This is a genomic window from Lutibacter holmesii, from assembly GCF_042679665.1.
Lineage (GTDB): Bacteria > Bacteroidota > Bacteroidia > Flavobacteriales > Flavobacteriaceae > Lutibacter > Lutibacter holmesii.
In genome coordinates this window covers 779,309-800,416 of record NZ_JBHTMV010000003.1, presented here as the reverse complement: position 1 = coordinate 800,416, position 21,108 = coordinate 779,309, and the positions used below count along the sequence as shown (strand labels likewise).

The following is a 21,108-nucleotide window of genomic DNA, read 5'->3' as shown; positions in this document are numbered from 1 at the left end:
AAGGTTCACTATTGAAAACTACACATAACTCTTTAACAGCATTAGCACTCCAAAAGTTTAAAAAAAATACTTCTGGAGTGCTTAGTTTTTGGTTTATTGCACTTTGTGGACTGGTAGCCGTTTTTGCCTATTTACTTGCTCCAGACAATTCTAGCAATGCCAATCAAATGCATTTAGAAATACACTCTAAAAAACCAGGTTTTGAAGTTTTAATGCTTACTATTCCAACTAAAACATACAAAACTCAATCAACAATAAACAAGCTTTTATTTGGATCAAACAAACAACAAACCGAAATTCCAATTTTAGGCTATTCTATTTCCAAAAACGAATTAAGTATACAAACCTATACTGAAAATAACAGCACTAGTTTAACCAAAACTTACCCTCTCACGCTTTTTAATGAAGCTGATATTTCAACTTATATTTCTTCAAAAACATTTTATTTAGGCACCGATAAGTATGGGCGTGATTTATTAAGCAGAATGCTTATAGGTACAAGAATCTCCTTCTTTATTGGTTTTATTGCAGTGTTTATTTCATTAATTATAGGTATTTCTATTGGATCAATTGCAGGGTACTTTGGAGGAAAAATTGACGCATTTATTATGTGGCTTATTAATATAACTTGGTCAATTCCAACGTTATTATTGGTTATTGCTATTACTTTAGCCTTAGGAAAAGGGTTTTGGCAAGTATTTATTGCTGTAGGGTTAACTATGTGGGTTGAAGTGGCTCGTGTGGTACGCGGACAAATTATGAGTTCAAAACAAATGCAATATGTTGAAGCCGCTAAAGCTTTAGGGTTTTCAAACTTCCGAATTATTTTTAAACACATTTTACCAAACATAATGGCGCCTGTAATTGTAATTTCAGCCGCCAATTTTGCTGGAGCCATTTTAATTGAAAGCGGTTTAAGTTTTTTAGGAATTGGTGCACAACCACCAACACCATCTTGGGGAGCAATGATAAAAGATCATTACAGTTATATTATTTTAGGAAAAGCCTATTTAGCAATTATTCCTGGTTTGGCAATTATGAGTTTAGTTATGGCATTTATGTTGATAGGAAATGCGCTTCGTGATGCCTTAGATGTTAAAAATTAGTTTTAAAAAATCAATATGAAATTTCAAGTTACCTTTAATACCAAGTGGTCAGATTTTGACCCAAACCGTCATATGCGACACACAGCATATAACGATTATGCTGCTGAAGTTAGAGTCCGTTTTTTTCAGGAACACGGCCTATCAATCAACGAATTTGCAAAATTAAATATTGGTCCAATTCTTTTTAAAGAAGAAACATCGTTTTTAAAAGAAATTCATATTGGAGAAAATATTACCGTTCATATGGAATTAGAAGGTGTTTCTAAAGGTATTGAACGTTGGCGTTTTAATCATCAAATTTTTAATCAAGATGGAATTCTTTCAGCTGAAATTAAAGTTTATGGTTCTTGGATAGATTTGGTTAAACGAAAACTTACTGTTCCTCCTGCCGCATTTTTAAAAATATTTGAAGCATTACCAAAAAGTGAAAACTTTACTGAAATACCAATGAAAAGTGCGAAATAGAAAATTTATATACACCTTAATCTCTGTTGCTTTTGCAGTTGGGTTTTACATATACGACAATTATTATGCTGCCGACACTTCAAATACAAACAGCGCTCAAAACACCTCAACAAGTGCCTTTTTACCAAGCTCAACTACAGGTGTAATTGCACGCCATAATTTTTATACAGTTTCGTACAATGAAAATTTTGAACAAGCTGAATGGGTTGCCTATGAATTAGAAAGCTCACATATTAAAAGTGCCAATTTTAAGCGACCATATTTTGTTGAAGATCCACAAATTAGCACCAAAAGTGCTTCTTATAGAAATTATAAAAACTCTGGTTATAACAAAGGACATTTATGTCCGGCAGGAGATCGAAAATTTTCTAAAGAAGCGTTTGATGAAACTTTTTTAATGAGTAATGTAACTCCTCAAATTTATGAGTTCAATGGTGGAATTTGGAATAGATTAGAGCAAAAAACACGTTATTGGGCAAAAAAATATAAAAAGTTATATGTGGTAACTGGTGGCGTTTTGGAACCTAACTTAAAAACAATTGGTTCTGAAAATGTAGCAGTTCCCAACTATTTTTATAAAATTATTTTAGATTATCAAGAACCTGAAATTAAAGCCATCGCATTTTTAATGCCTCATAAAAAATCAGAAAAAGCATTGTACAAATATGTAGTTTCTATTGATGAAATTGAAAAGCTAACGGGTATCGATTTTTTTCCTGAATTAGATGATTCTTTAGAGGATAAATTGGAAAAATCTAACAGTTATGCTAACTGGAGTTTTAGATAATTACCCACCAACAGACGCTGTTATTCCATAGGTTTTAAACAATAAAATAATTTCTTTAATCTTTTCATCTGAAGGTGTTTTAAAATCTTCAAAGTGATTTGAATGCCCTAGTTTTATATGCTTATTTTCAGCAATATTATGATAAGGAAGTAAATTAACAACGGTTCTATTTCCTTCCAAAGAATTTATAAAATCAGCAGTTTTTAGAATGTTTTCTTTTGAAGTATTTACACCTTCAATTAAAGGTATTCTAAAAATAATTTCACAATTTGTTTTCGCTAATTCAGTAATATTAGATAAGATTTTTTCATTGCTAACACCTGTAAATTCTTTATGTTTTTTAGCATTCATCACCTTTAAATCTATCAAAAACAACTCGGTATATTTAGCCACTTCTAACAAAACTTCTTGCGATGAAAAAGCAGTAGTATCAACAACTCTATGGTACATTCGCTTGCCACAAGCTTTTAATGCTTCTAATAAATAATTGGAATGCATTAAGGGTTCACCTCCTGAAAACGTAACACCACCACCCGACTGATCAAAGAAAACAGCTTCGTTGTCTATTTCTTTCATTAAATCTGAAATTAAAATAGAAGAGCCAAGCATTTCAAAAGCTTTTGTAGGACAAACCTCAGCACATTTTCCGCATAAATTACAACTATTAAAATCTGTAATTATTCCTTCGGAAGTCATGACCAGCGCATTATTAGGGCAATTATCAACGCAATTTAATGCGCCAACACATTTAGAAGCATTGTACATTTTTTGCACTTTTGGAGACATACTTTCAGGATTATGACACCATTTACACGATAAATTACAACCTTTAAAAAAAACGGTTAACCGAATTCCAGGACCATCATTTATCGCGTATTTTTTTATATCAAAAATTAAACCTGTTGCCATTTAAAACGATTCGTTTTCAGTTCTATCAATTACTTCTTGTTGTAAATCGGCATTCATATCGTTAAAATAATCACTATAACCAGCCATTCTCACCAACAAATCTTTGTAATCTTCCGGATTTTCTTGTGCCGCATACAATGTTGCAGTATCTACAATATTAAATTGAATATGATGACCACCCAACGCAAAATAACTTCGCACCAAACTACCAAGTTTCATAATATCTTCATCACGCTTTAACAAACTTGGCAAAAAACGTTGATTTAATAAAGTTCCACCAGATTTGGTTTGATCTAATTTGGTTAATGATTTAATAACAGCCGACGGACCATTCGTATCTGCGCCGTGTGAAGGTGAAGTTCCATCTGAAATAGATTTATGCGCCAATCTTCCATTTGGAGTTGCACCCATAACTTTTCCAAAATATACGTGGCACGTGGTTGATAACATATTTAAATGAAATGTTTCTCCTTTTGTATTTGGTTTTCCATCAATAGCATCAAACAAATCGTTATACACTTGTAAAGCTATGGAATCTGCATAATGATCATCATTTCCGTAAAAAGGTGTTTTATTTAAAATTGTTTGACGTAAAATTTCTTCGCCTTCAAAATTTTTAGAAACTGCATTTAAAATGGTTTCCATTGAAAAGTTTTGCTCTTCAAACACATGTTTTTTCAAAGCAGATAAACTATCAGTTACCGTACCCAAACCAGTACATTGAATGTAATTTGTGTTGTAACGCGGACCGCCATTGTAATAATCTTTTCCTTTTGAAATACAATCTTCAATAACAACCGATAAAAATGTAGCAGGACTGTATTTTGCGAACATGCTGTCGATATAATTGCTCACTAAAATCTTTTGATTTACAATATAATTCAGTTGTTTTTTAAATGCATTGTATAACTCATCATAGGTTTTAAAATTTCTAGGATCACCGGTTTCAATACTTGCTCTTTTTCCTGTCAACGGATTGATTCCGTTATTCAAGGTAATTTCAATAATTTTTGGAACATTTAAATATCCTGTTAAAATATAGGCCTCTTTTCCAAACGCACCTACTTCAATACAACCGCTACAACCTCCTTCACGTGCATCTTCCAATGATTTTCCTTGTCGTAACATTTCAGGAATATAAATATCTGGATTGAAAATTGAAGGATATCCGTGTCCTTGGCGAATGACTTTGCAAGCTGCATTTAAAAATCGATTAGGCGTTCGTGAACTTACGTGCACAGAATTTCCGGGTTGTAATACGTGTAGTTCTTCAACAATTTCTAACATAATATATGAAACTTCACTTACACCATCAGATCCGTCAGGCTTTACACCTCCAATATTTATATTGGTAAAATCGTTGTAAGTACCACTTTCTTTAGCGGTAATTCCTACTTTTGGCGGCGCCGGGTGGTTGTTTACTTTGATCCAAAAACAGCTTAACAATTCCTTCGCTTCTTCTCTAGTTAAAGTTCCTTCAGCCAATTCTTTCTCGTAAAAAGGTGTTAAATGTTGATCAAAATGCCCCGGATTCATAGCATCCCATCCATTTAACTCTGTGATAGTTCCTAAATGTACAAACCAATACATTTGAATGGCTTCGTGAAAATTTCGAGGTGCATTTGCAGGAACCCAACGGCAAACCTCAGCTATTTTTAAAAGTTCCAATTTTCGTTGTGGATTCAACTCTTTTTTTGCTTGTTCTTCAGCCAAATCTGCGTGACGTTCAGCAAATACAATTACAGCGTCACAAGAAATTTTCATCCCTTCTAACTGCTCCTTTTTATTTGTAGCCTCAGGGTCATTTAAGAAATCTAGTTTATCCAATTCCTTCTGAATTCTTTCTTTATAATTCAGCATTCCAGTTTTATAAATGGCTCCATCTAAAGCTGTGTGTCCAGGTGCGCGTTGTTCCATAAACTCCGTAAACAAACCTGCTTCATAGGCTCTGCTCCATTCCTTAGGCACGTGACTAAAAATACGTTCGCGCATTGTTCTACCACTCCAATAAGGAATTACTTCTTGTTCATAGGTATCAATATCTTCTTGTGAAATAGTATAACGTTGCATTTCGCGTGTGTTTAACACTTGGAAATCTTCAATACTATGACACGTTAATTCTGGAAATGTAGGCACCGATTTTGGCTTTGGACCTCGTTCACCCACGATCAATTCACCTTCTCCTAAATAAATGGTTTTTTGTTTACATATTTCTAAAAAATTTAAACCTCGTAATACTGGAATTGCATGTTTACCAAAGTTTTCTTTGTAAAATGTTGTTTGAATTAATGCTCTTTCAATGGATAGTGAAGGTTCGGTTTCAAAACTTAACTTTCTAAGTTTTTGAATTCGCTCATTCATTCCTGGTCCAATAGCATTTGTTATTGGTTGGTAAAAATTACCTTGTGCTGAGGCTGGTCTTTCTGGTTTTATTGCTTTGTGAACTGTTTTCATAATTAAAGAATGCGTGATTACTCAGAGAAAATTCTGAGTTAAAAAAATTGAAAATGTGATAAAATGGAATTATGAAAGTGGAGAAAAGAACATCAAACATTCAAACAGCTGTCTGTATGTTTTTGTAAGTGTTGTTATGTTCTTATTTGCTAACATGTAATAAGGATAAATTCATCTCAAATATAAGAAAATGATTTTAATTCACCAGAAATTATGCTTTACTTAAGGTTTGAATGCTTCAAATTTTGAGTTTTCTAGCTTAAAAACAACCTTACTCACATTTTTAACACCTTGAAATACAAATAGTTCACCTTCAGCATTTATAAACTGTAAATCAACTACTTCAACGTAATCTATAAAATGATAACTTTTGTTATTTTCATTTTTAAATAATACAGCATAATAATTGGTGTAATTTCCTTCATCAACAGGTGTTGCGTTAAATTCTATCAACAAATCATTAAAACCATCATTGTTATAATCAAATTTATGGTAGGCAGTAATTTCATTTAAACCAAAAATCCAGTTTCCTTTTACACCTTGAAATTTAATTTCCTTTTCAAAAAAAGTATGGAATTCGGTATAAATAGTTTCGTTTTGTGCAATTATTTTTTGAGATAAAAAGAAACTACATAAAAGTAAAAAAAAGAAGAAATGTTTATATGAAAGCACTTTAATAGTTTTGAGAATACAAAGCTAAAATACAAAAAAAGCATCTCAAAAAAGAGATGCTTTTTAAAAGGTTTTTAACTAGGTGAAATATCTAATTCACTTACTAATTCATGAATCCAAGTTTGATATCCATTTGAAATATCATGATCATTTATTGCTGAACCATCAGCTTTATAAAGTTGGTGACTTTTAATGCTTCCATCTGTCACCACATATTCAACATAATATAAGAGATTATCATTAGCGTCATAAATACTTTCTTTTGTTTTTGTATACCAATTCGTTTTATCCCAAGTATCAACTTCGGCATACCCTACTAAAACTAAATTTTTAGGCGTACCATCATAATATTCTTTTTTAGTTACATGTCTTTCATATTGAAAACTATAATCATATGCATACTCTTTTGTTTTACAATATTTAAATTCATAATTGTTATTATAGTCATAATTAAAGTACCAATACTTGACTTCAATAAGTCCTTTTGAATAATCAGAAATTTGATAGTATGAAGGAACTCCATTTATTATGGTATAAGAAACTGTACTCATAAAATCATTTGAATACCAAAATTCGTATTTCCAATCAGATTCATCCTCATTCATTTCAATCAACCTATTAGCGCTATCGTATACATAATTAATAGTTTCTTCAGCCACTCCATCATCATAATAAATTGTTTTTATTATTCTAGAATTTGTATTGTATTCATACAAAATATAATCACTTTCTCCCATTCTAGAATTTGAATATTTAGTAACGTTCCCTTTGGCATCTTTTTCTAAATACTCATACCAAATATAATCTGCATTTGTACTTTTTACAAAAATCAATTTACGACCTATCAACTCATTAACATCTTCAATAAAATTAAAACTTAAATTAGTTACATATCTAAATTGCTCATGTTTCATAGTTATTATTTGGTTCAATTCATTATAACTAAAACTAATCTCTTCGGTAATACTATTACCTTCATAAAAACTTACTTTTGTTATATAACCTTTGTTGTTAAAATTATATTTCAATTCTAAATTATATAGGTCATCTGCTGAAGCTGTTCCTTTTCCTCCAAATAGCATTCCTGTTACTTCAAACTCTGTTGAAATAACAATTCCGTTAGTATCATAATTATGAACAAATAAAGCAACATTATCTCCAAACTCTCCAAAAGCAACCATGTTCAAAGAACTTTCAAGTGCCTTTCCTTCATAAACATTATGTGAATATTTAAGGTTTCCTCCTCCAAGCCAAAAATCATTAAAAGCAAAAACTTGCTCAAAAGATTCCACAAAATTTGTCATGTTGAAAGTTTGTGTGTCATCAATTTTAATATTAACATCTTCCAATCCATCAATTCTTAGATCATCATCGCTGTCGTTATCACAACTTGTAAAAGCCACTCCTAAAATAAGCAGCAAGGTCAATAATTTTAAACTTAGTGTTTTCATAGTAAAAGGTTTTAAAAAGGTCTACTCTATTAGCTTTTCGACTGCCGCTTCTTTGGTGCAAAAAAAATCACCATACATAATAAGCTGTAAAATTTGGAGTGGAATTGTATTTATGTTTTATAAACCGTTACAAATATTGTTACAGTTAACAATGTGTATTTTGAAGATAAAACAAATATTATTTGTTCAATTAGATTTATAAATTATAAAGCCTTCTATTACAATATTAAAGTTACTTTACAATATGCATATTTTAACTGATATTCCTCATATTTATATCTTAACTCTTTCATTACTATGCATCAAACAAAAAAAATGAATCAACTAGTGCTTCTAATAACTTTTTGTATTTAATTTTCAAAACCAAATACAGCAAAACAACTGATACTTATCAGTTATTATAATATAATTCACTAAATTAGTTCGATTTTTATTTTACAATCCTTAAAAATAACTACCAATGAAACCTATTTATTACTTACTATTGTGTACAATATTGCTTTTTTACTCTTGTAATACCAGTAAAGAAAATTCAAAAAAAATGACTGCTGAACCACCAATTGCAAAAAAAATTGCCGAAGAACTTGTAATCCATGACGATACGCGAATTGATAATTATTTTTGGATGCGGTTAAGCGATGCTCAAAAAACTGCTGAAACTCCAGATGAACAAACACAAGATGTTTTGGATTATTTAAATGCTGAAAATGAGTATTTAACAACTGTAATGAGTCATACTGAAGATCTTCAAGACAAAATATACAATGAAATTATAGGACGCATAAAAAAGGATGATCAATCTGTTCCGGTGAATGATAATGGATATTCTTATTATACGCGCTATGAAAAAGGAGATGATTATGCCTTGTATTGTAGAAAAAAAATTGAAAATAATACTGCTGAAGAAATTATGTTGAATGGACCTGAAATGGCTAAAGGATTTTCATATTATGGAATTGGAAGACGCAGTGTAAGCCCAAATAATAAACTTTTATCATTTGGTATTGATACGGTTTCAAGACGAAGTTATACCATCTATTTTAAAAATTTAGATACTGGAGAATTATTACCTGATAAATTGAGTAATACAGGCGGAAGTGCAACTTGGGCAAATGACAATAAAACCATTTTTTATACTACAAAAGATCCTGAAACACTTAGACAAAATAAAATTTACAAACATATTTTAGGAACCAACCAATCTGAAGATGAATTGGTATTTGAGGAAACTGACGTTACTTTTAGCTGTGGTGTATACAAATCAAAATCTAAGAAATATTTAATGATTTATAGTTCGCAAACACTATCTACTGAAATTCAATATTTAGATGCAAATACCCCTAACGGAACATGGAAAGTTATTCAACCTAGAGAAGCAAATTTAGAATATCAGGCAGACCATTACGAAGATTCATTTTATATTTTAACAAATTTAAATGCTAAAAATTTCCGTTTGGTAAAAACACCAATTAGTGCAACTTCAAAAGAAAATTGGACAGACGTAATTCCTCACAGAGAAGATGTATTGCTGCAAGGTTTTGATTTATTTAAAAACTTTTTAGTGATTAGTGAACGCCTTAACGGATTAAGTACTATTAGAATTAAAAAATGGGATGGTGACGACAGTTATATTGAATTTAACGATCCGGCTTATATGGCTTCAACCACTTCAAACTTAGATTTTGACACAGCTATTTTACGCTATCGTTATTCATCGCTTACCACGCCAAATAGTACGTATGAAATAAATATGAACACAAAAGAGAAAGTGTTATTAAAACAACAAGAAGTACTTGATGAAAACTTTTCTCCAGATAATTATACTTCTGAACGTTTATATGCAACAGCTAAAGATGGCACCAAAATACCCGTTTCTTTAGTTTATAAAAATGGCACAGCAAAAAGCAATAACGCTCCGGTTTTATTATACGCTTACGGATCTTATGGAAACACCACAGAACCTACTTTTAACTCAAGTAGATTAAGTTTATTAGATCGTGGATTTATTTATGCAATTGCTCACGTGCGTGGTGGCCAAGAAATGGGAAGAGATTGGTATGAAAATGGAAAACTCTTAAAAAAGAAAAATACTTTTACCGATTTTATTGATGTTGGAGAATTTTTAATTGATGAAGGTTTTACAAGTAGTAAGCATTTATACGCTTATGGCGGAAGTGCAGGAGGATTATTAATGGGAGCCATTGTAAATATGCAACCTAACCTATGGAATGGTGTTATTGCAGCCGTACCTTTTGTTGATGTAGTTTCTACAATGTTAGATGAAACAATTCCGTTAACCACTTTTGAATTTGACGAATGGGGAAATCCTAAAAACAAAGCATATTACGAGTACATGAAGTCTTATTCTCCTTATGATAATGTTGAAGCAAAAGCATATCCAAATATGTTAATTACCACGGGTTATTGGGACAGTCAAGTGCAATATTGGGAACCTGCTAAATGGATTGCAAAATTAAGAGCGCATAAAACCGATGATCATCTATTAATAATGGATTGCAATATGGATACCGGTCACGGTGGTGCTTCAGGACGATTTGAACGATACAAACGAACCGCTTTAAGTTATGCCTTCTTACTAGATTTAGAAGCTATTTCAGAATAAAAACAAAAAAGCCTATAAACATTGAGTTTATAGGCTTTTTTTAAGTGCGGGCGGAGAGACTCGAACTCTCACACCTCGCGGCACTAGATCCTAAGTCTAGCGTGTCTACCAATTCCACCACGCCCGCTTAATTATTGTGGGTGCAAATATACACAATAGTTTAAAAACGCAAAGTAGTTTTCAATAAATTTTAAGTAATTTAAATCCAAATTAAATTGTGTATTTTTGAATCTTCGAAAATTATTTAAATGGAAAATATAAAAGCATACGTTAGTCAACATAAAGACCGATTTTTAAATGAACTTATTGAGTTACTAAAAATACCTTCTGTTAGCGCAGATTCCGCTTTTAGTCAAGATGTTTTAAATACAGCAGACGCTGTAAAAGAAGCCCTGTCAAAAGCAGGTTGCGATACTACTGAAATTTGTGAAACACCAGGATACCCAATTGTATATGGTGAAAAAATAATAGATCCTAATTTACCAACAGTTTTGGTATACGGACATTACGATGTACAACCAGCTGATCCGGTTGAACTTTGGGATTCACCTCCTTTTGATCCAATTATAAAAACAACTGACAAGCATCCTGATGGTGCAATTTTTGCCCGTGGAGCTTGTGATGATAAAGGTCAAATGTATATGCACGTAAAAGCGTTGGAGTATATGACCTCTCAAGGTGAATTACCTTGTAACGTAAAATTTATGGTTGAAGGTGAAGAAGAAATTGGTTCTTCAAGTTTGGCGTGGTTTGTAGAACGCAACCAAGAAAAACTAAGCAACGATGTAATTTTAATTTCTGATACCGGAATGATTTCAAACACGCAGCCATCAATAACTACAGGTTTACGTGGTTTAAGTTATGTTGAAGTTGAAGTTACTGGTCCAAATAGAGACTTACATTCTGGTTTATATGGTGGTGCAGTAGCAAACCCAATAAACATTTTGTCTAAAATGATTGCTTCATTGCACGATGAAAACAACCACATAACCATTCCTGGATTTTATGATGCTGTTGAAGAATTGTCATTAGAAGAAAGAGCAGAAATGGCAAAAGCACCATTTTCTTTAGAAGCTTATAAAAATGCCCTAGATATTGACCAAGAATATGGTGAAAAAGGCTACACAACAAATGAGCGTAACTCCATTCGTCCTACATTAGATGTAAACGGAATTTGGGGAGGATACACAGGTGAAGGTGCAAAAACAGTAATTGCAAGTAAAGCTTACGCTAAAATTTCTATGCGATTAGTTCCAAATCAAGAATCAGAAAAAATCACAGCGTTATTTGCCAAACATTTTGAAAGCATAGCACCAAAAGCTGTTAAGGTAAAAGTAACACCACATCACGGTGGTGAAGGTTATGTAACGCCAATTGATAATATTGGTTACAAAGCTGCCAACAAAGCATATACAAAAACTTTTGGAGTTCCTGCAATTCCGCAACGCTCAGGTGGTAGTATTCCAATTGTTGCCTTATTTGAAAGAGAATTAAAAAGTAAAACTATTTTAATGGGCTTTGGTTTAGACAGTGATGCCATTCACTCTCCAAACGAACACTTTGGAGTTTTCAATTATTTAAAAGGAATTGAAACCATCCCGTTATTTTACAAATATTTTGTAGAAATGTCTAAATAACAATAAACAAAAAAAGCTCCAATTTAGAATTGGAGCTTTTTTTATGCTTTTAAAAATTATTGTTCCTACAATTTCTTTACGTAATCTGTAATAATTACAATTTGTGTAGGTCCAACTTTTCCTTCAATATATTTTTCATTTTCACGGTCTAAACTAATTCTTCGTACCGCAGTTCCTTGTTTAGCCACTAAACTTGAACCTTTCACTTTCAAATCTTTAATTAAAACAACAGAATCTCCAGCTTGCAAAATTACTCCATTTACATCTCTATGAACAACAGCATCTTCTTCTTCCTCACCTTCGCCAGTTGCTTTTGCCCACTCCAAATTATCCTCATCTAAATACATCATATCTAATAAATCTTGAGGCCAACCTTCACCACGTAAACGGGTTAACATTCTCCAAGCAACTACCTGAACTGCAGCAACTTCACTCCACATACTATCATTTAAACAACGCCAATGATTTACATCAACATTATCCGGATTCTCAATTTGATCAGCACAAACACCACAAGCCGCAATGCGCTCTTTTGATGGTGCCACCACAAAATCATTCAAATTTTCAGTTGAACCACACAACTCACATTTAGCCCCGCTACGCTTACTTAATTCCTTTGATAAACTCATGTTTTTCTTCTATTTTAGAACCGCAAAAGTACATTTAATAAATAGCAATCACAATTATTTGGGCGTTCCCTTTCAGGTCGGGCTGTACGTTACAAGTCCTCGCTATCGCTGTGGGCTTTTCACTGCCATCCCTAACGCAAAAAAGTTACAAACTTTAAAGCAAATAGTATTTAAAAACCAATTTTCAATACTTTAAAACAATTAAAAAGTAACAATCTTCATATTTTACATACCTATAAGATAATAAATCAATAACCATTTCGTTATTTGCATAACCAACTACTATGTTATGATTAAAAATTTCTTTTGGATGTGCTCTGGTGCAGACACCAATATTTTAAAAAATAGCTCAAAAGCAGAGCAAACAAAATTCGTGGGTATTGGCGCAACTGTATTTTTTACAGCCGTTATGGCATTTATTGCTGCAAGCTACGCGCTATATACAGTTTTCGATTCATATGTCGCTGCCATATTTTTTGGCTTTATTTGGGGATTGCTAATTTTTAATTTAGACCGATTTATAGTTTCAACTATTAAAAAAAATGACAATAAATGGAAAGAAATTTTACAAGTTACACCTCGTATTATACTTGCAATTATTATTGCAACTGTAATTTCTAAACCTTTAGAATTAAAAATATTTGAAAAAGAAATAAATCAAGTTTTACTAACTCAAAAAAACGAATTAACCTTAGCAAACAAAAATCAAATTGCTACACAATTTACGCCCGAAATAGAGAAAATTCAAACTGAAATAAAACAACTTAAACAAGAAATTGAAACTCAAGAATTAAAAACAAACGCTTTATACAACACTTACATTTCTGAAGCTGAAGGCACAGCCGGAACAAAATTATTAGGAAAAGGACCTGTTTATAAAGAAAAAAGAGAAAAACATGACGCTGCATTGGCTGAACTTGAGCAACTAAAAATAGACAACAAAGCAAAAATTTTAAACAAAGAAACCCAACTTTCTCAATTAGCAGCACTTCAAAAACAACAAGAAACAACTACCCAACCAATTATTGATGGATTTGATGGATTAATGGCGCGTATAAACGCGTTAAATAAATTACCCTGGCTACCTTCATTTTTTATATTTCTACTATTTTTAGCTATTGAAACTTCTCCAATTTTTGCAAAACTAATTGCTCCAAAAAGTGAATACGATTATAAATTACAAGACATAGAAAATGCTGTGAAAATGTGGGTTACACAAAAAGAAAATCAGCGTAAAAATGTTGTAGCAACAGATCACACTTTAAATCAAGCTATTTACAATGAGCTTGCTGATGAAGAAGAAATTTACAATTACAAAAAACAAAAAGCACGTGAGATTTTACAATTTCAAGCTGATGCATTTTACAAAAGTCAAAAAAATATTGTTAACTAACACTTAACTCATTTGTAAAACAAGTTCTTTAATTTTTACAGCTTTTTCAAAATGATTTAGTTTTTTTGTTTGTATCCACCAAGTTGCAACTTCTAATAACAACGCTGGATTGTCATTTTTATTCGCAAAAAACGCATAGAATGACAATCCAACATTGCTACCTTTCTTTGCTATTTTAGCATCACAAACAGCAACTATTTTTTGCTTCATTTCTTTGTTCATATAACATTAATCTTCTAACGGATAAATAGTTGTGCTGTAACCCATCCATTTTTGTAATTTATCATAAATCAACTGCTGGTCTTCTTTGCTAAAATCTTCAATTCGTGTTTTATGAGATCCTTCTTTTAAAACCATTTTCAAGGCATCAACATGTGGTTTTGGACTTGGAGCACAAGCTCCCCAAGTATCATATTCTCCATAAATATAAAGTATTTGTTTTCCTTTGTTTTCAGCAAAATCACGTACTTCATTTATAAATTCTGGGCTATATGCTACTTCCATATTTTTAGGAGCAAAACGTAAATTTGTAGGTTTGTGTACAACTTTAATTAAGTCTTTTACCGGCGTGGTATCAAAACCATAATACCCTAACTCTGTCATATGTTGATAATAACTAGGCAATAAATCTTCATATGTTTTATCGTTATAAAAACCAATGCCAACAATACTATTCACATAATCAAATAATTCTTTTGCACTTGCTGATTTGGTAGGAATATCTTCACATTTTCCGCCCCATTGCCAAAATGAAAATGGAAATTCTAGTACAGCATATTCCAATGCTTCTTCTATAGAAACTTCAGTAAAACTCATATTTTTTAAAGTTGCATAGCTTGAAATTTCAGCCAAAACAGCATCTCTATTCTCTAAAATAAGTCGTTGGTACTTTTCAATTTTAGTTCTACAGGCATCACTTCCAATGGTTTTAATATGCGCTTCGGTTCTTGGATCTTCTTGTCCTTGAATTAGCGGTGCAACATAAGGCACAGCTACACGCACATCCCAAGGATATTTAGATTTATAAATTAAAACTGTTTCGCCTCCTTTACTAATTCCTGTAGATACCCATTTACCTGTATATAATCGTCTTAATTTTGTAACCAATTGATGATAATCTTCAACCGCTTGATCATTGGTTAAATATTGCCAAGGAATAGAATCAGGTCTCGATTTTCCGTAAAAACGATATTCAACTTGCACTTGATTCCCTTTCAAAATTTTGCTCATTTCATACGTTTGTGGGCGTGCATTGTACCCTTCAGTTACTAACACAACTGGTAATTCTTCGTCTACATGTGAAAGATAAACATAATGCTTAAATGTGCCAGCCTCTGGATTTTTATGGTCTAAAGGTTCATTTAAAACCAATTGATAAGCTTTTGTAAAATGATCTTTTGCCTCCATTTTAGTAATCTCAGCATCAGGGAATAATTGCTCTAACTGCTGTTTAAAAGTTAAAATTTCAACAGGTTCTAATTGAATAGTTTTACAGCTAACAACACTTAAACTTAATGCTACAATAAAAAAAATAGATCTATATAATTTCATAAAATATTTATAAGATAATTATCAAAAAATGGTTGAGTTCACAAGAACGAAGCTTATAGCTACACTAGCAAAATTAATGATAAATAACTCAAGAGTAATGTTTATCATTACATTTATGAAAACATTATAATTCTAACGAACAAATTAACATAAAACTGACAAACTTCCTGAATTAACATCAGCCAAACTTATACTTAAAGAAACTACTGCACCAATTGTAATGAAGTGTTATTTTTACAATCTAAACAGTAACTAAATAATTACTTCTTCATTATAGCTTCAATAGCTTCAATTTCAATAGGCATTGCGGCTGTTAAATTTATATTTCCAGTTGTTGTTATTAAAATATCATTTTCTAATCTACAACCAATTCCTTCTTCAGCAATATAAATTCCGGGTTCACAAGTTACCACCATTCCTGCTTCAAAAGGTCTTGTATACAAGCCTACATCGTGCACATCTAAACCAATATGATGCGCTGTGCCGTGCATAAAGTATTTTTTATACAACGGTTTGTTTGGGTCCTGATTTTTAACTTCAGTAGCGTTTAAAACACCTAATTTAATTAATTGTGTTTCAACTAAACTAGCCATTTCATTTTCATAAGCCGCTGAAACAACACCAGGCTTTAACAATTTTGCACCTTCTTTTAAACAATGTAAAACGGCACTGTACACTTCTTTTTGACGTTTAGTAAACACGCCATTTACAGGAAAACAACGTGTAGTATCAGAATTATAATTAGCGTAACAAACTCCAAAATCCATCAATATCATATCTCCATCTTTACAAACCGAATCATTTGTATTGTAATGCAATGCACAAGCATTTTTACCTGAAGCAATTATAGGCATAAATGCATGACCTCTTGCGCCTTTTCTAATAAATTCATAGGTTAATTCAGCCTCTAATTCATACTCTAATATTCCTGGTTCAACAGCTTTTAAAACTCTTTCAAATCCGCCAACGCTAATATCAGCAGCTTTTTGCATCAATGCAATTTCTTCTTCTGATTTTATTTGACGCAGCTCACGTGTTATTTTAGCAGCACGTTTGTAATTATGCAATGGGTATTTTTCTTTACACCAATCAATCATTCTATCTTGGCGTGTATTCATTTCTGCAGTTAATGTTTTTTTATGCTCATTATGACCTAAATAAAAAGTATCAGCTTCAAATGCCATATATTGAATGGTCAATTCAAAATCTTTTAACCATTTTACATTTTTCACTCCTGAAACTTCAAAAGCTTGTGCTTGGTTTAGTTTATCACCTTCCCAAATTTTTATTAAATCACTGGTTTCTTTTACAAATAAAATTTCTCTATTTTCAGGAGCAGCAGCATCAGGATACAACACTAAAATAGACTCTTCTTGATCAATACCGCTTACATAAAACAACTCATTATTTTGTGCAAAACCCATTACATCATCAGCATTATTTGGCATAATATCATTTGAAGTAAAAATTGCAATCGCATTTGGTTCCATTTTTGAAATGAAATTTTTTCTGTTTTTTATAAATAATGAAGTTGGTATTTTATTGTAACGCATACATTAAGTTTTAAGTAAATTATCTTATTTAAAAAGAAGCATAAATTTAGCACTATTTTTTGATTGAACGCTTGCTTTTACAATCAATTAAGCTACTTTTAATAGTAATAGGTTTTATATTTTATCAAGTGTTTTAACACCATTAACTAATCGTTCAATGGCTAAAGGATTTTCGTTTTTCAATTCATTTGGCAGCAAACTGTTTGGCCAGTTTTGAAAACAAAAAGGACGCCCCCAACGTTTGATTGATTCTGGGCCAACAGCAGTAAATCGACTATCTGTAGAAGCAGGAAACGGTCCGCCGTGCACCATTGAAGGACAAACTTCAACACCAGTTGGAACTCCGTTAAAAATAATACGTCCTACTCTATTTTGAAGTGCTTCAACAATAGTACTATAATTTTCTAATTCATCCTCAGCTAAAAGTGTACCAGTTAGCTGACCTTCTAACTTTGAAATTATTTCTTCTAATTGTACTGCATTTTCACATTGAACTACCATAGAAAATGGCCCAAAAACTTCTTGGTGTAAATTGGTGTTTTTTAAAAAAGTAGCACCTTCAACCGTAGTAATTATTTGACGGCTATAATTCGGTTTTACTTCCTTATAAATTGTACCTTTTACTTCCACATCTTTATGTGCCAATATCTTGGTTTTATTACTTTCGTAAGCACTAACAATATTAGGGTGCAACATACAAGTTGGCTCAACTTTCACAATTTCTTCACATAAAACTTGAATAAAATTTGACAAATCTTGGCCTTTAATTCCTAAAATTAATCCCGGATTGGTACAAAATTGTCCTGCACCTAAAGTAATAGAACTTGCATACGTTTTTGCCCAACTTGCTCCTTTTGTTTTTGCCGAATTTGGTAATAAAACAGTAGGGTTTACACTTCCCATTTCAGCAAATACAGGAATTGGTTCTGGCCGTTGTGCAGCCATTTCATACAAAGCTTTACCTCCTTGAATACTTCCTGTAAATCCAACAGCCTTAATTTTGCTATTTTTAACTAAGGAAATACCTACCGCAACACCGCTACTATTTAAATTTGAAAATACACCATTAGGCATTCCTGTTTTTTCTGCTGCTTTAATAATTGCAGTAGCTACCAATTCACCAGTACCTGCGTGCATAGGATGCGATTTAACAATTACCGGACAACCAGCAGCCAACGCAGCTGCTGTATCTCCACCAGCAGTAGCATATGCTAACGGAAAATTACTTGCTCCAAAAACAACAACTGGTCCTAAAGGAACCAACATTTTTCGAATATCTAATTTTGGAATAGGTGTACGAGTAGGTTGTGCCGTATCAATAGCAGCTTCAACCCAAGAACCTTCTTTTACTAAATTGGCAAATGTGCGCAATTGAAAAACAGTTCTTCCTCTTTCGGCAATTGCTCTGTCCACAGGTAACCCAGATTCATTACAATACATTTGCAATAAAGTATCACCCAAACTTTCAATTTCATTTGCTATTTCGTTCAAAAATTCACTTTTTCTACTTCCCGAAACTTTTTTAAACAATTTAAATGCACTTGCCGCCAATTGAGTAGCTTGTTCAATTTCTATTTCTGAAGCTTCAGTAAATACTTCCTTATTTTCTAAATTGGTTTGTGGATTGAATGTTTTAAAAGTTTTATGACCAATTGATGACAATAAATTCCCAATGTAATTTTTACCGGTAATCATAATTTTAAACTTGTTTAATGTTATGCAAAGTCCATTTTTTGCTACACATACAATATTACTCATTAACTAGTTAAATTAAAATGCATTTAAACTAAATTTCAAATAACAACCTACAATTTAGTATTAGCACAATTTTTTAGTTCATGAAACTTCAGTTACACAAACAACTAAAGACTTTAAAATCAGAAACTTGAAAAAATATAAAAAAGAGAAGTCTTCATATACTACCTAAAAATAATATTATTCTACCTTTAAAAATTAGTTTTATTAAAATATTAGAGTAGATTTGTTTTATATCACGTATAAATGAAAGTTTTACCATTTAAAATTCCGAAGCCTGAAAATGTTACCTTGTATATTCAAGAATATACAGGAGAATCATTTTACGAAAAATTACACCAACACAAAGAAATTCAAATTAGCATTGTGTTAAAAGGTGAAGGAACTTACATTATTGGAGATTGTGTAGGTGATTTTAAACAACATGATATTTTTGTTTTAGGAGAAAATTTACCTCACGTTTTTAAAAGAGATAATGCCTTTAAAAATGACACTTCAATGGTTTCCGTCTTTTTTTCTAAAAATTCTTATGGCGAACATTTTTTTGAATTTCCTGAATTTGAACATTTCAGTGCGTTTTTTGACAATTCTGTTTTAGGTTATAAAGTACAGTCGAATCTTAAAAAATTAATTAAGCTTTTATCTATTGTTAAAGAGCAAAGTAAGTACGAACAGTTTACTACGTTTTTAGAAATTTTAAATTTAATTTCAAAAGCTAAAAAGCACGAATTATCATCGCTTATTAACTTAAATAAATATGGTGGTGATGAAGGAAAAAGAATGAGTGATATTTTTCAATACTCTATGGATAACTTTCATAAAGAAGTTAGTTTACATGATATTGCAGACATTGCAAATATGACTCCAAATGCTTTTTGCCGTTATTTTAAACAACGTACCAATAAAACATTTGTAAACTTTTTAATTGATATAAGAATTGGAAACGCTTGTAAGTTATTGGCTAAAAAAAATGATTTGAGTATTACTGAAATTTCTTATAAATCTGGCTTTAATAATTTAGCAAATTTTAATAGAAAGTTTAAAGCTATTAAAGGAATTACACCTTCAGAATTTAGGAAGAAACATTAAATAAAACCTAATTCTCTTTGTTTCTTTTTTGTCATACCTTTCACTACCAAATCATAAGAATGATTTATAAGCTCAACAATTAATTCATTAGAAATATTACCATCAATAATTATTGTATTCCAATGCTTTTTACTCATATGGTAACCAGCAATAATATCTTCATATGTTTCGCGTAGCGCTATTGCTTTTTCTGGATCACACTTTAAATTCACTTGAGTTGGTTGCCTATCTAAACCAGAAAGCGCAAACATTTTATCAGCTACTTTAAAAACCAACGTGGTCTCATCAAACGGAAAACTTTCCGTTACATATTTTTTAGACAAACAGTACGTTCTAAACTCTTCAATATTCATCTCTACTTATATGCAACTTGTTAATTATAATTCAACAAGTCCGTTTAAAAAAATATTGCACTCTTCTTTATAGCTTTCTAATAAATTTTGTGATGTGTAGGTAATAAATTGTACCGTTCCGTTTTCGCTAGAAAAGTAATATCCATAGTATGAAAATTTAATTCCTTGCATAGTTCCACTCATTTCAAGTAGCAACACTTTCATCCCGTTTACAAATCGGTATTCTTCATTTACAACTTTTAAATCTGGCGCAGCTTCTTTTCCATTTTCTAAAGCAATGCTTCTAAGTGTTTCCAAGGGAATTTCAACTTTTTCAGAAATTACCATGCCATATAAATCTTCACCTTTTAACTCAAATTCATATTCAGACTCTAAATTATCTTTTCCTTTATTGAATTTCCATTTTTTTGGATTTAGCCAAAAACCAACATTTACCTTTTTGCTCTTTAATAAAAATGTAGATTTTTTATCTTTCTCAAACACTTTTGTATTTGTAGGAATTTCCATTTCTACCAAAATTTCTTTATTTTGATATTCCCAGGTTCCATTATCAAATAAAACTACTTCATCACCTGTTTCAGTAACAGCCTTTTTTTGAGCACTTAAACTCATTATTGAAAACAAACAACATACAACTACAATAATTTTATTCATATTTCAGTTTTTTTTGAAGATTTAAAT

18 protein-coding genes and 1 tRNA gene are annotated in these 21,108 nt (G+C 31.5%); 7 read left to right on the top strand and 12 right to left on the bottom strand.

Going from position 1 to position 21,108, the window contains the following annotated elements:
• Positions 1–11 precede the first annotated feature (11 nt).
• The 3 genes from ACFQ5N_RS06255 to ACFQ5N_RS06245 are packed head-to-tail and all read left to right on the top strand — an operon-like array spanning position 12 to position 2,358.
• Complete coding sequence (locus ACFQ5N_RS06255; RefSeq protein WP_386808632.1) at positions 12–1,106, top strand: ABC transporter permease; 1,095 nt, start codon at positions 12–14, stop codon at positions 1,104–1,106.
• A gap of 15 nt (positions 1,107–1,121) precedes the next feature.
• Complete coding sequence (locus tag ACFQ5N_RS06250) at positions 1,122–1,571, top strand: acyl-CoA thioesterase (protein WP_386808631.1); 450 nt, start codon at positions 1,122–1,124, stop codon at positions 1,569–1,571.
• The gene (locus ACFQ5N_RS06245) at positions 1,561–2,358 is read left to right on the top strand and encodes a DNA/RNA non-specific endonuclease (protein ID WP_386808630.1); all 798 of its coding nucleotides are present in this window, start codon (positions 1,561–1,563) and stop codon (positions 2,356–2,358) included. Before ACFQ5N_RS06250 ends, ACFQ5N_RS06245 begins: the two co-directional genes overlap by 11 nt.
• On the opposite strand, the gene ACFQ5N_RS06240 is transcribed toward ACFQ5N_RS06245, so the two are convergent.
• From ACFQ5N_RS06240 to ACFQ5N_RS06225, 4 genes are all read right to left on the bottom strand, one after another.
• Positions 2,359–3,267 (bottom strand): glycyl-radical enzyme activating protein, encoded by a 909-nt coding sequence (locus tag ACFQ5N_RS06240; protein ID WP_386808629.1) that lies wholly within the window; start codon positions 3,265–3,267, stop codon positions 2,359–2,361.
• On the bottom strand, positions 3,268–5,721 hold the full coding sequence (gene hypD / locus ACFQ5N_RS06235; protein ID WP_386808628.1) for a trans-4-hydroxy-L-proline dehydratase: 2,454 nt from the start codon (positions 5,719–5,721) through the stop codon (positions 3,268–3,270).
• A 222-nt stretch (positions 5,722–5,943) separates the two neighbouring features.
• Positions 5,944–6,393: a hypothetical protein gene (locus ACFQ5N_RS06230; RefSeq protein WP_386808627.1), complete on the bottom strand. Its 450-nt coding sequence runs from the start codon at positions 6,391–6,393 to the stop codon at positions 5,944–5,946.
• 74 nt (positions 6,394–6,467) lie between these two features.
• Positions 6,468–7,844, bottom strand: a complete 1,377-nt coding sequence (locus tag ACFQ5N_RS06225; RefSeq protein WP_386808626.1) for a hypothetical protein — start codon at positions 7,842–7,844, stop codon at positions 6,468–6,470.
• Between the two features lie 541 nt (positions 7,845–8,385).
• Between ACFQ5N_RS06225 and ACFQ5N_RS06220 the strand changes: the two genes are divergently transcribed.
• Positions 8,386–10,467 (top strand): S9 family peptidase, encoded by a 2,082-nt coding sequence (locus ACFQ5N_RS06220; protein WP_386808625.1) that lies wholly within the window; start codon positions 8,386–8,388, stop codon positions 10,465–10,467.
• Positions 10,468–10,512: 45 nt separating this feature from the next.
• Here ACFQ5N_RS06220 and ACFQ5N_RS06215 read toward each other — a convergent pair.
• Positions 10,513–10,594, bottom strand: a tRNA-Leu gene (locus tag ACFQ5N_RS06215).
• A gap of 121 nt (positions 10,595–10,715) precedes the next feature.
• Between ACFQ5N_RS06215 and ACFQ5N_RS06210 the strand changes: the two genes are divergently transcribed.
• Positions 10,716–12,104 carry a dipeptidase gene (locus tag ACFQ5N_RS06210; protein WP_386808624.1) on the top strand — a complete coding sequence of 463 codons (1,389 nt, stop codon included), beginning with the start codon at positions 10,716–10,718 and terminating at the stop codon, positions 12,102–12,104.
• A 65-nt stretch (positions 12,105–12,169) separates the two neighbouring features.
• Here ACFQ5N_RS06210 and ACFQ5N_RS06205 read toward each other — a convergent pair whose 3' ends face one another.
• Positions 12,170–12,733, bottom strand: coding sequence for a PhnA domain-containing protein (locus tag ACFQ5N_RS06205; protein WP_386808623.1), 564 nt, complete (start codon positions 12,731–12,733; stop codon positions 12,170–12,172).
• 289 nt (positions 12,734–13,022) lie between these two features.
• Between ACFQ5N_RS06205 and ACFQ5N_RS06200 the strand changes: the two genes are divergently transcribed.
• A complete protein-coding gene (locus ACFQ5N_RS06200) occupies positions 13,023–14,126 on the top strand; it encodes a DUF4407 domain-containing protein (protein ID WP_386808622.1) in 1,104 nt (367 codons plus the stop codon).
• A gap of 3 nt (positions 14,127–14,129) precedes the next feature.
• Here ACFQ5N_RS06200 and ACFQ5N_RS06195 read toward each other — a convergent pair whose 3' ends face one another.
• The 4 genes from ACFQ5N_RS06195 to ACFQ5N_RS06180 all read right to left on the bottom strand — a co-directional run bounded on the left by ACFQ5N_RS06195 (position 14,130) and on the right by ACFQ5N_RS06180 (position 18,925).
• On the bottom strand, positions 14,130–14,336 hold the full coding sequence (locus ACFQ5N_RS06195; RefSeq protein ID WP_386808621.1) for a DUF6500 family protein: 207 nt from the start codon (positions 14,334–14,336) through the stop codon (positions 14,130–14,132).
• Positions 14,337–14,354: 18 nt separating this feature from the next.
• Positions 14,355–15,677: a S28 family serine protease gene (locus ACFQ5N_RS06190; protein ID WP_386808620.1), complete on the bottom strand. Its 1,323-nt coding sequence runs from the start codon at positions 15,675–15,677 to the stop codon at positions 14,355–14,357.
• Positions 15,678–15,937: 260 nt separating this feature from the next.
• The gene (locus ACFQ5N_RS06185; RefSeq protein ID WP_386808619.1) at positions 15,938–17,230 is read right to left on the bottom strand and encodes an aminopeptidase P N-terminal domain-containing protein; all 1,293 of its coding nucleotides are present in this window, start codon (positions 17,228–17,230) and stop codon (positions 15,938–15,940) included.
• Positions 17,231–17,344: 114 nt separating this feature from the next.
• Positions 17,345–18,925 carry an aldehyde dehydrogenase (NADP(+)) gene (locus ACFQ5N_RS06180; protein WP_386809029.1) on the bottom strand — a complete coding sequence of 527 codons (1,581 nt, stop codon included), beginning with the start codon at positions 18,923–18,925 and terminating at the stop codon, positions 17,345–17,347.
• A gap of 306 nt (positions 18,926–19,231) precedes the next feature.
• On the opposite strand from ACFQ5N_RS06180, the gene ACFQ5N_RS06175 reads away from it, so the two are divergent.
• On the top strand, positions 19,232–20,074 hold the full coding sequence (locus ACFQ5N_RS06175; RefSeq protein WP_386808618.1) for an AraC family transcriptional regulator: 843 nt from the start codon (positions 19,232–19,234) through the stop codon (positions 20,072–20,074).
• Here the strand turns inward: ACFQ5N_RS06175 and ACFQ5N_RS06170 are convergent.
• On the bottom strand, positions 20,071–20,427 hold the full coding sequence (locus ACFQ5N_RS06170; RefSeq protein ID WP_386808617.1) for an MmcQ/YjbR family DNA-binding protein: 357 nt from the start codon (positions 20,425–20,427) through the stop codon (positions 20,071–20,073). The two genes, ACFQ5N_RS06175 and ACFQ5N_RS06170, sit on opposite strands and share 4 nt — an antisense overlap.
• Before the next feature lie 24 nt (positions 20,428–20,451).
• Positions 20,452–21,081, bottom strand: coding sequence for a hypothetical protein (locus tag ACFQ5N_RS06165; RefSeq protein WP_386808616.1), 630 nt, complete (start codon positions 21,079–21,081; stop codon positions 20,452–20,454).
• Positions 21,082–21,108: the final 27 nt, after the last annotated feature.

Excerpts from the sequence above, each read along its gene's own strand:
- ACFQ5N_RS06240 (WP_386808629.1), bottom strand. The coding sequence starts at position 3,267 with ATGGCAACAGGTTTAATTTTTGATATAAAAAAATACGCGATAAATGAT.
- ACFQ5N_RS06175 (WP_386808618.1), top strand. The coding sequence starts at position 19,232 with ATGAAAGTTTTACCATTTAAAATTCCGAAGCCTGAAAATGTTACCTTG.
- ACFQ5N_RS06220 (WP_386808625.1), top strand. The coding sequence starts at position 8,386 with ATGACTGCTGAACCACCAATTGCAAAAAAAATTGCCGAAGAACTTGTA.
- ACFQ5N_RS06195 (WP_386808621.1), bottom strand. The coding sequence starts at position 14,336 with ATGAAGCAAAAAATAGTTGCTGTTTGTGATGCTAAAATAGCAAAGAAA.
- ACFQ5N_RS06185 (WP_386808619.1), bottom strand. The coding sequence starts at position 17,230 with ATGCGTTACAATAAAATACCAACTTCATTATTTATAAAAAACAGAAAA.
- ACFQ5N_RS06165 (WP_386808616.1), bottom strand. The coding sequence starts at position 21,081 with ATGAATAAAATTATTGTAGTTGTATGTTGTTTGTTTTCAATAATGAGT.
- hypD (WP_386808628.1), bottom strand. The coding sequence starts at position 5,721 with ATGAAAACAGTTCACAAAGCAATAAAACCAGAAAGACCAGCCTCAGCA.
- ACFQ5N_RS06205 (WP_386808623.1), bottom strand. The coding sequence starts at position 12,733 with ATGAGTTTATCAAAGGAATTAAGTAAGCGTAGCGGGGCTAAATGTGAG.
- ACFQ5N_RS06200 (WP_386808622.1), top strand. The coding sequence starts at position 13,023 with ATGATTAAAAATTTCTTTTGGATGTGCTCTGGTGCAGACACCAATATT.
- ACFQ5N_RS06225 (WP_386808626.1), bottom strand. The coding sequence starts at position 7,844 with ATGAAAACACTAAGTTTAAAATTATTGACCTTGCTGCTTATTTTAGGA.
- ACFQ5N_RS06170 (WP_386808617.1), bottom strand. The coding sequence starts at position 20,427 with ATGAATATTGAAGAGTTTAGAACGTACTGTTTGTCTAAAAAATATGTA.
- ACFQ5N_RS06180 (WP_386809029.1), bottom strand. The coding sequence starts at position 18,925 with ATGATTACCGGTAAAAATTACATTGGGAATTTATTGTCATCAATTGGT.
- ACFQ5N_RS06190 (WP_386808620.1), bottom strand. The coding sequence starts at position 15,677 with ATGAAATTATATAGATCTATTTTTTTTATTGTAGCATTAAGTTTAAGT.
- ACFQ5N_RS06210 (WP_386808624.1), top strand. The coding sequence starts at position 10,716 with ATGGAAAATATAAAAGCATACGTTAGTCAACATAAAGACCGATTTTTA.
- ACFQ5N_RS06250 (WP_386808631.1), top strand. The coding sequence starts at position 1,122 with ATGAAATTTCAAGTTACCTTTAATACCAAGTGGTCAGATTTTGACCCA.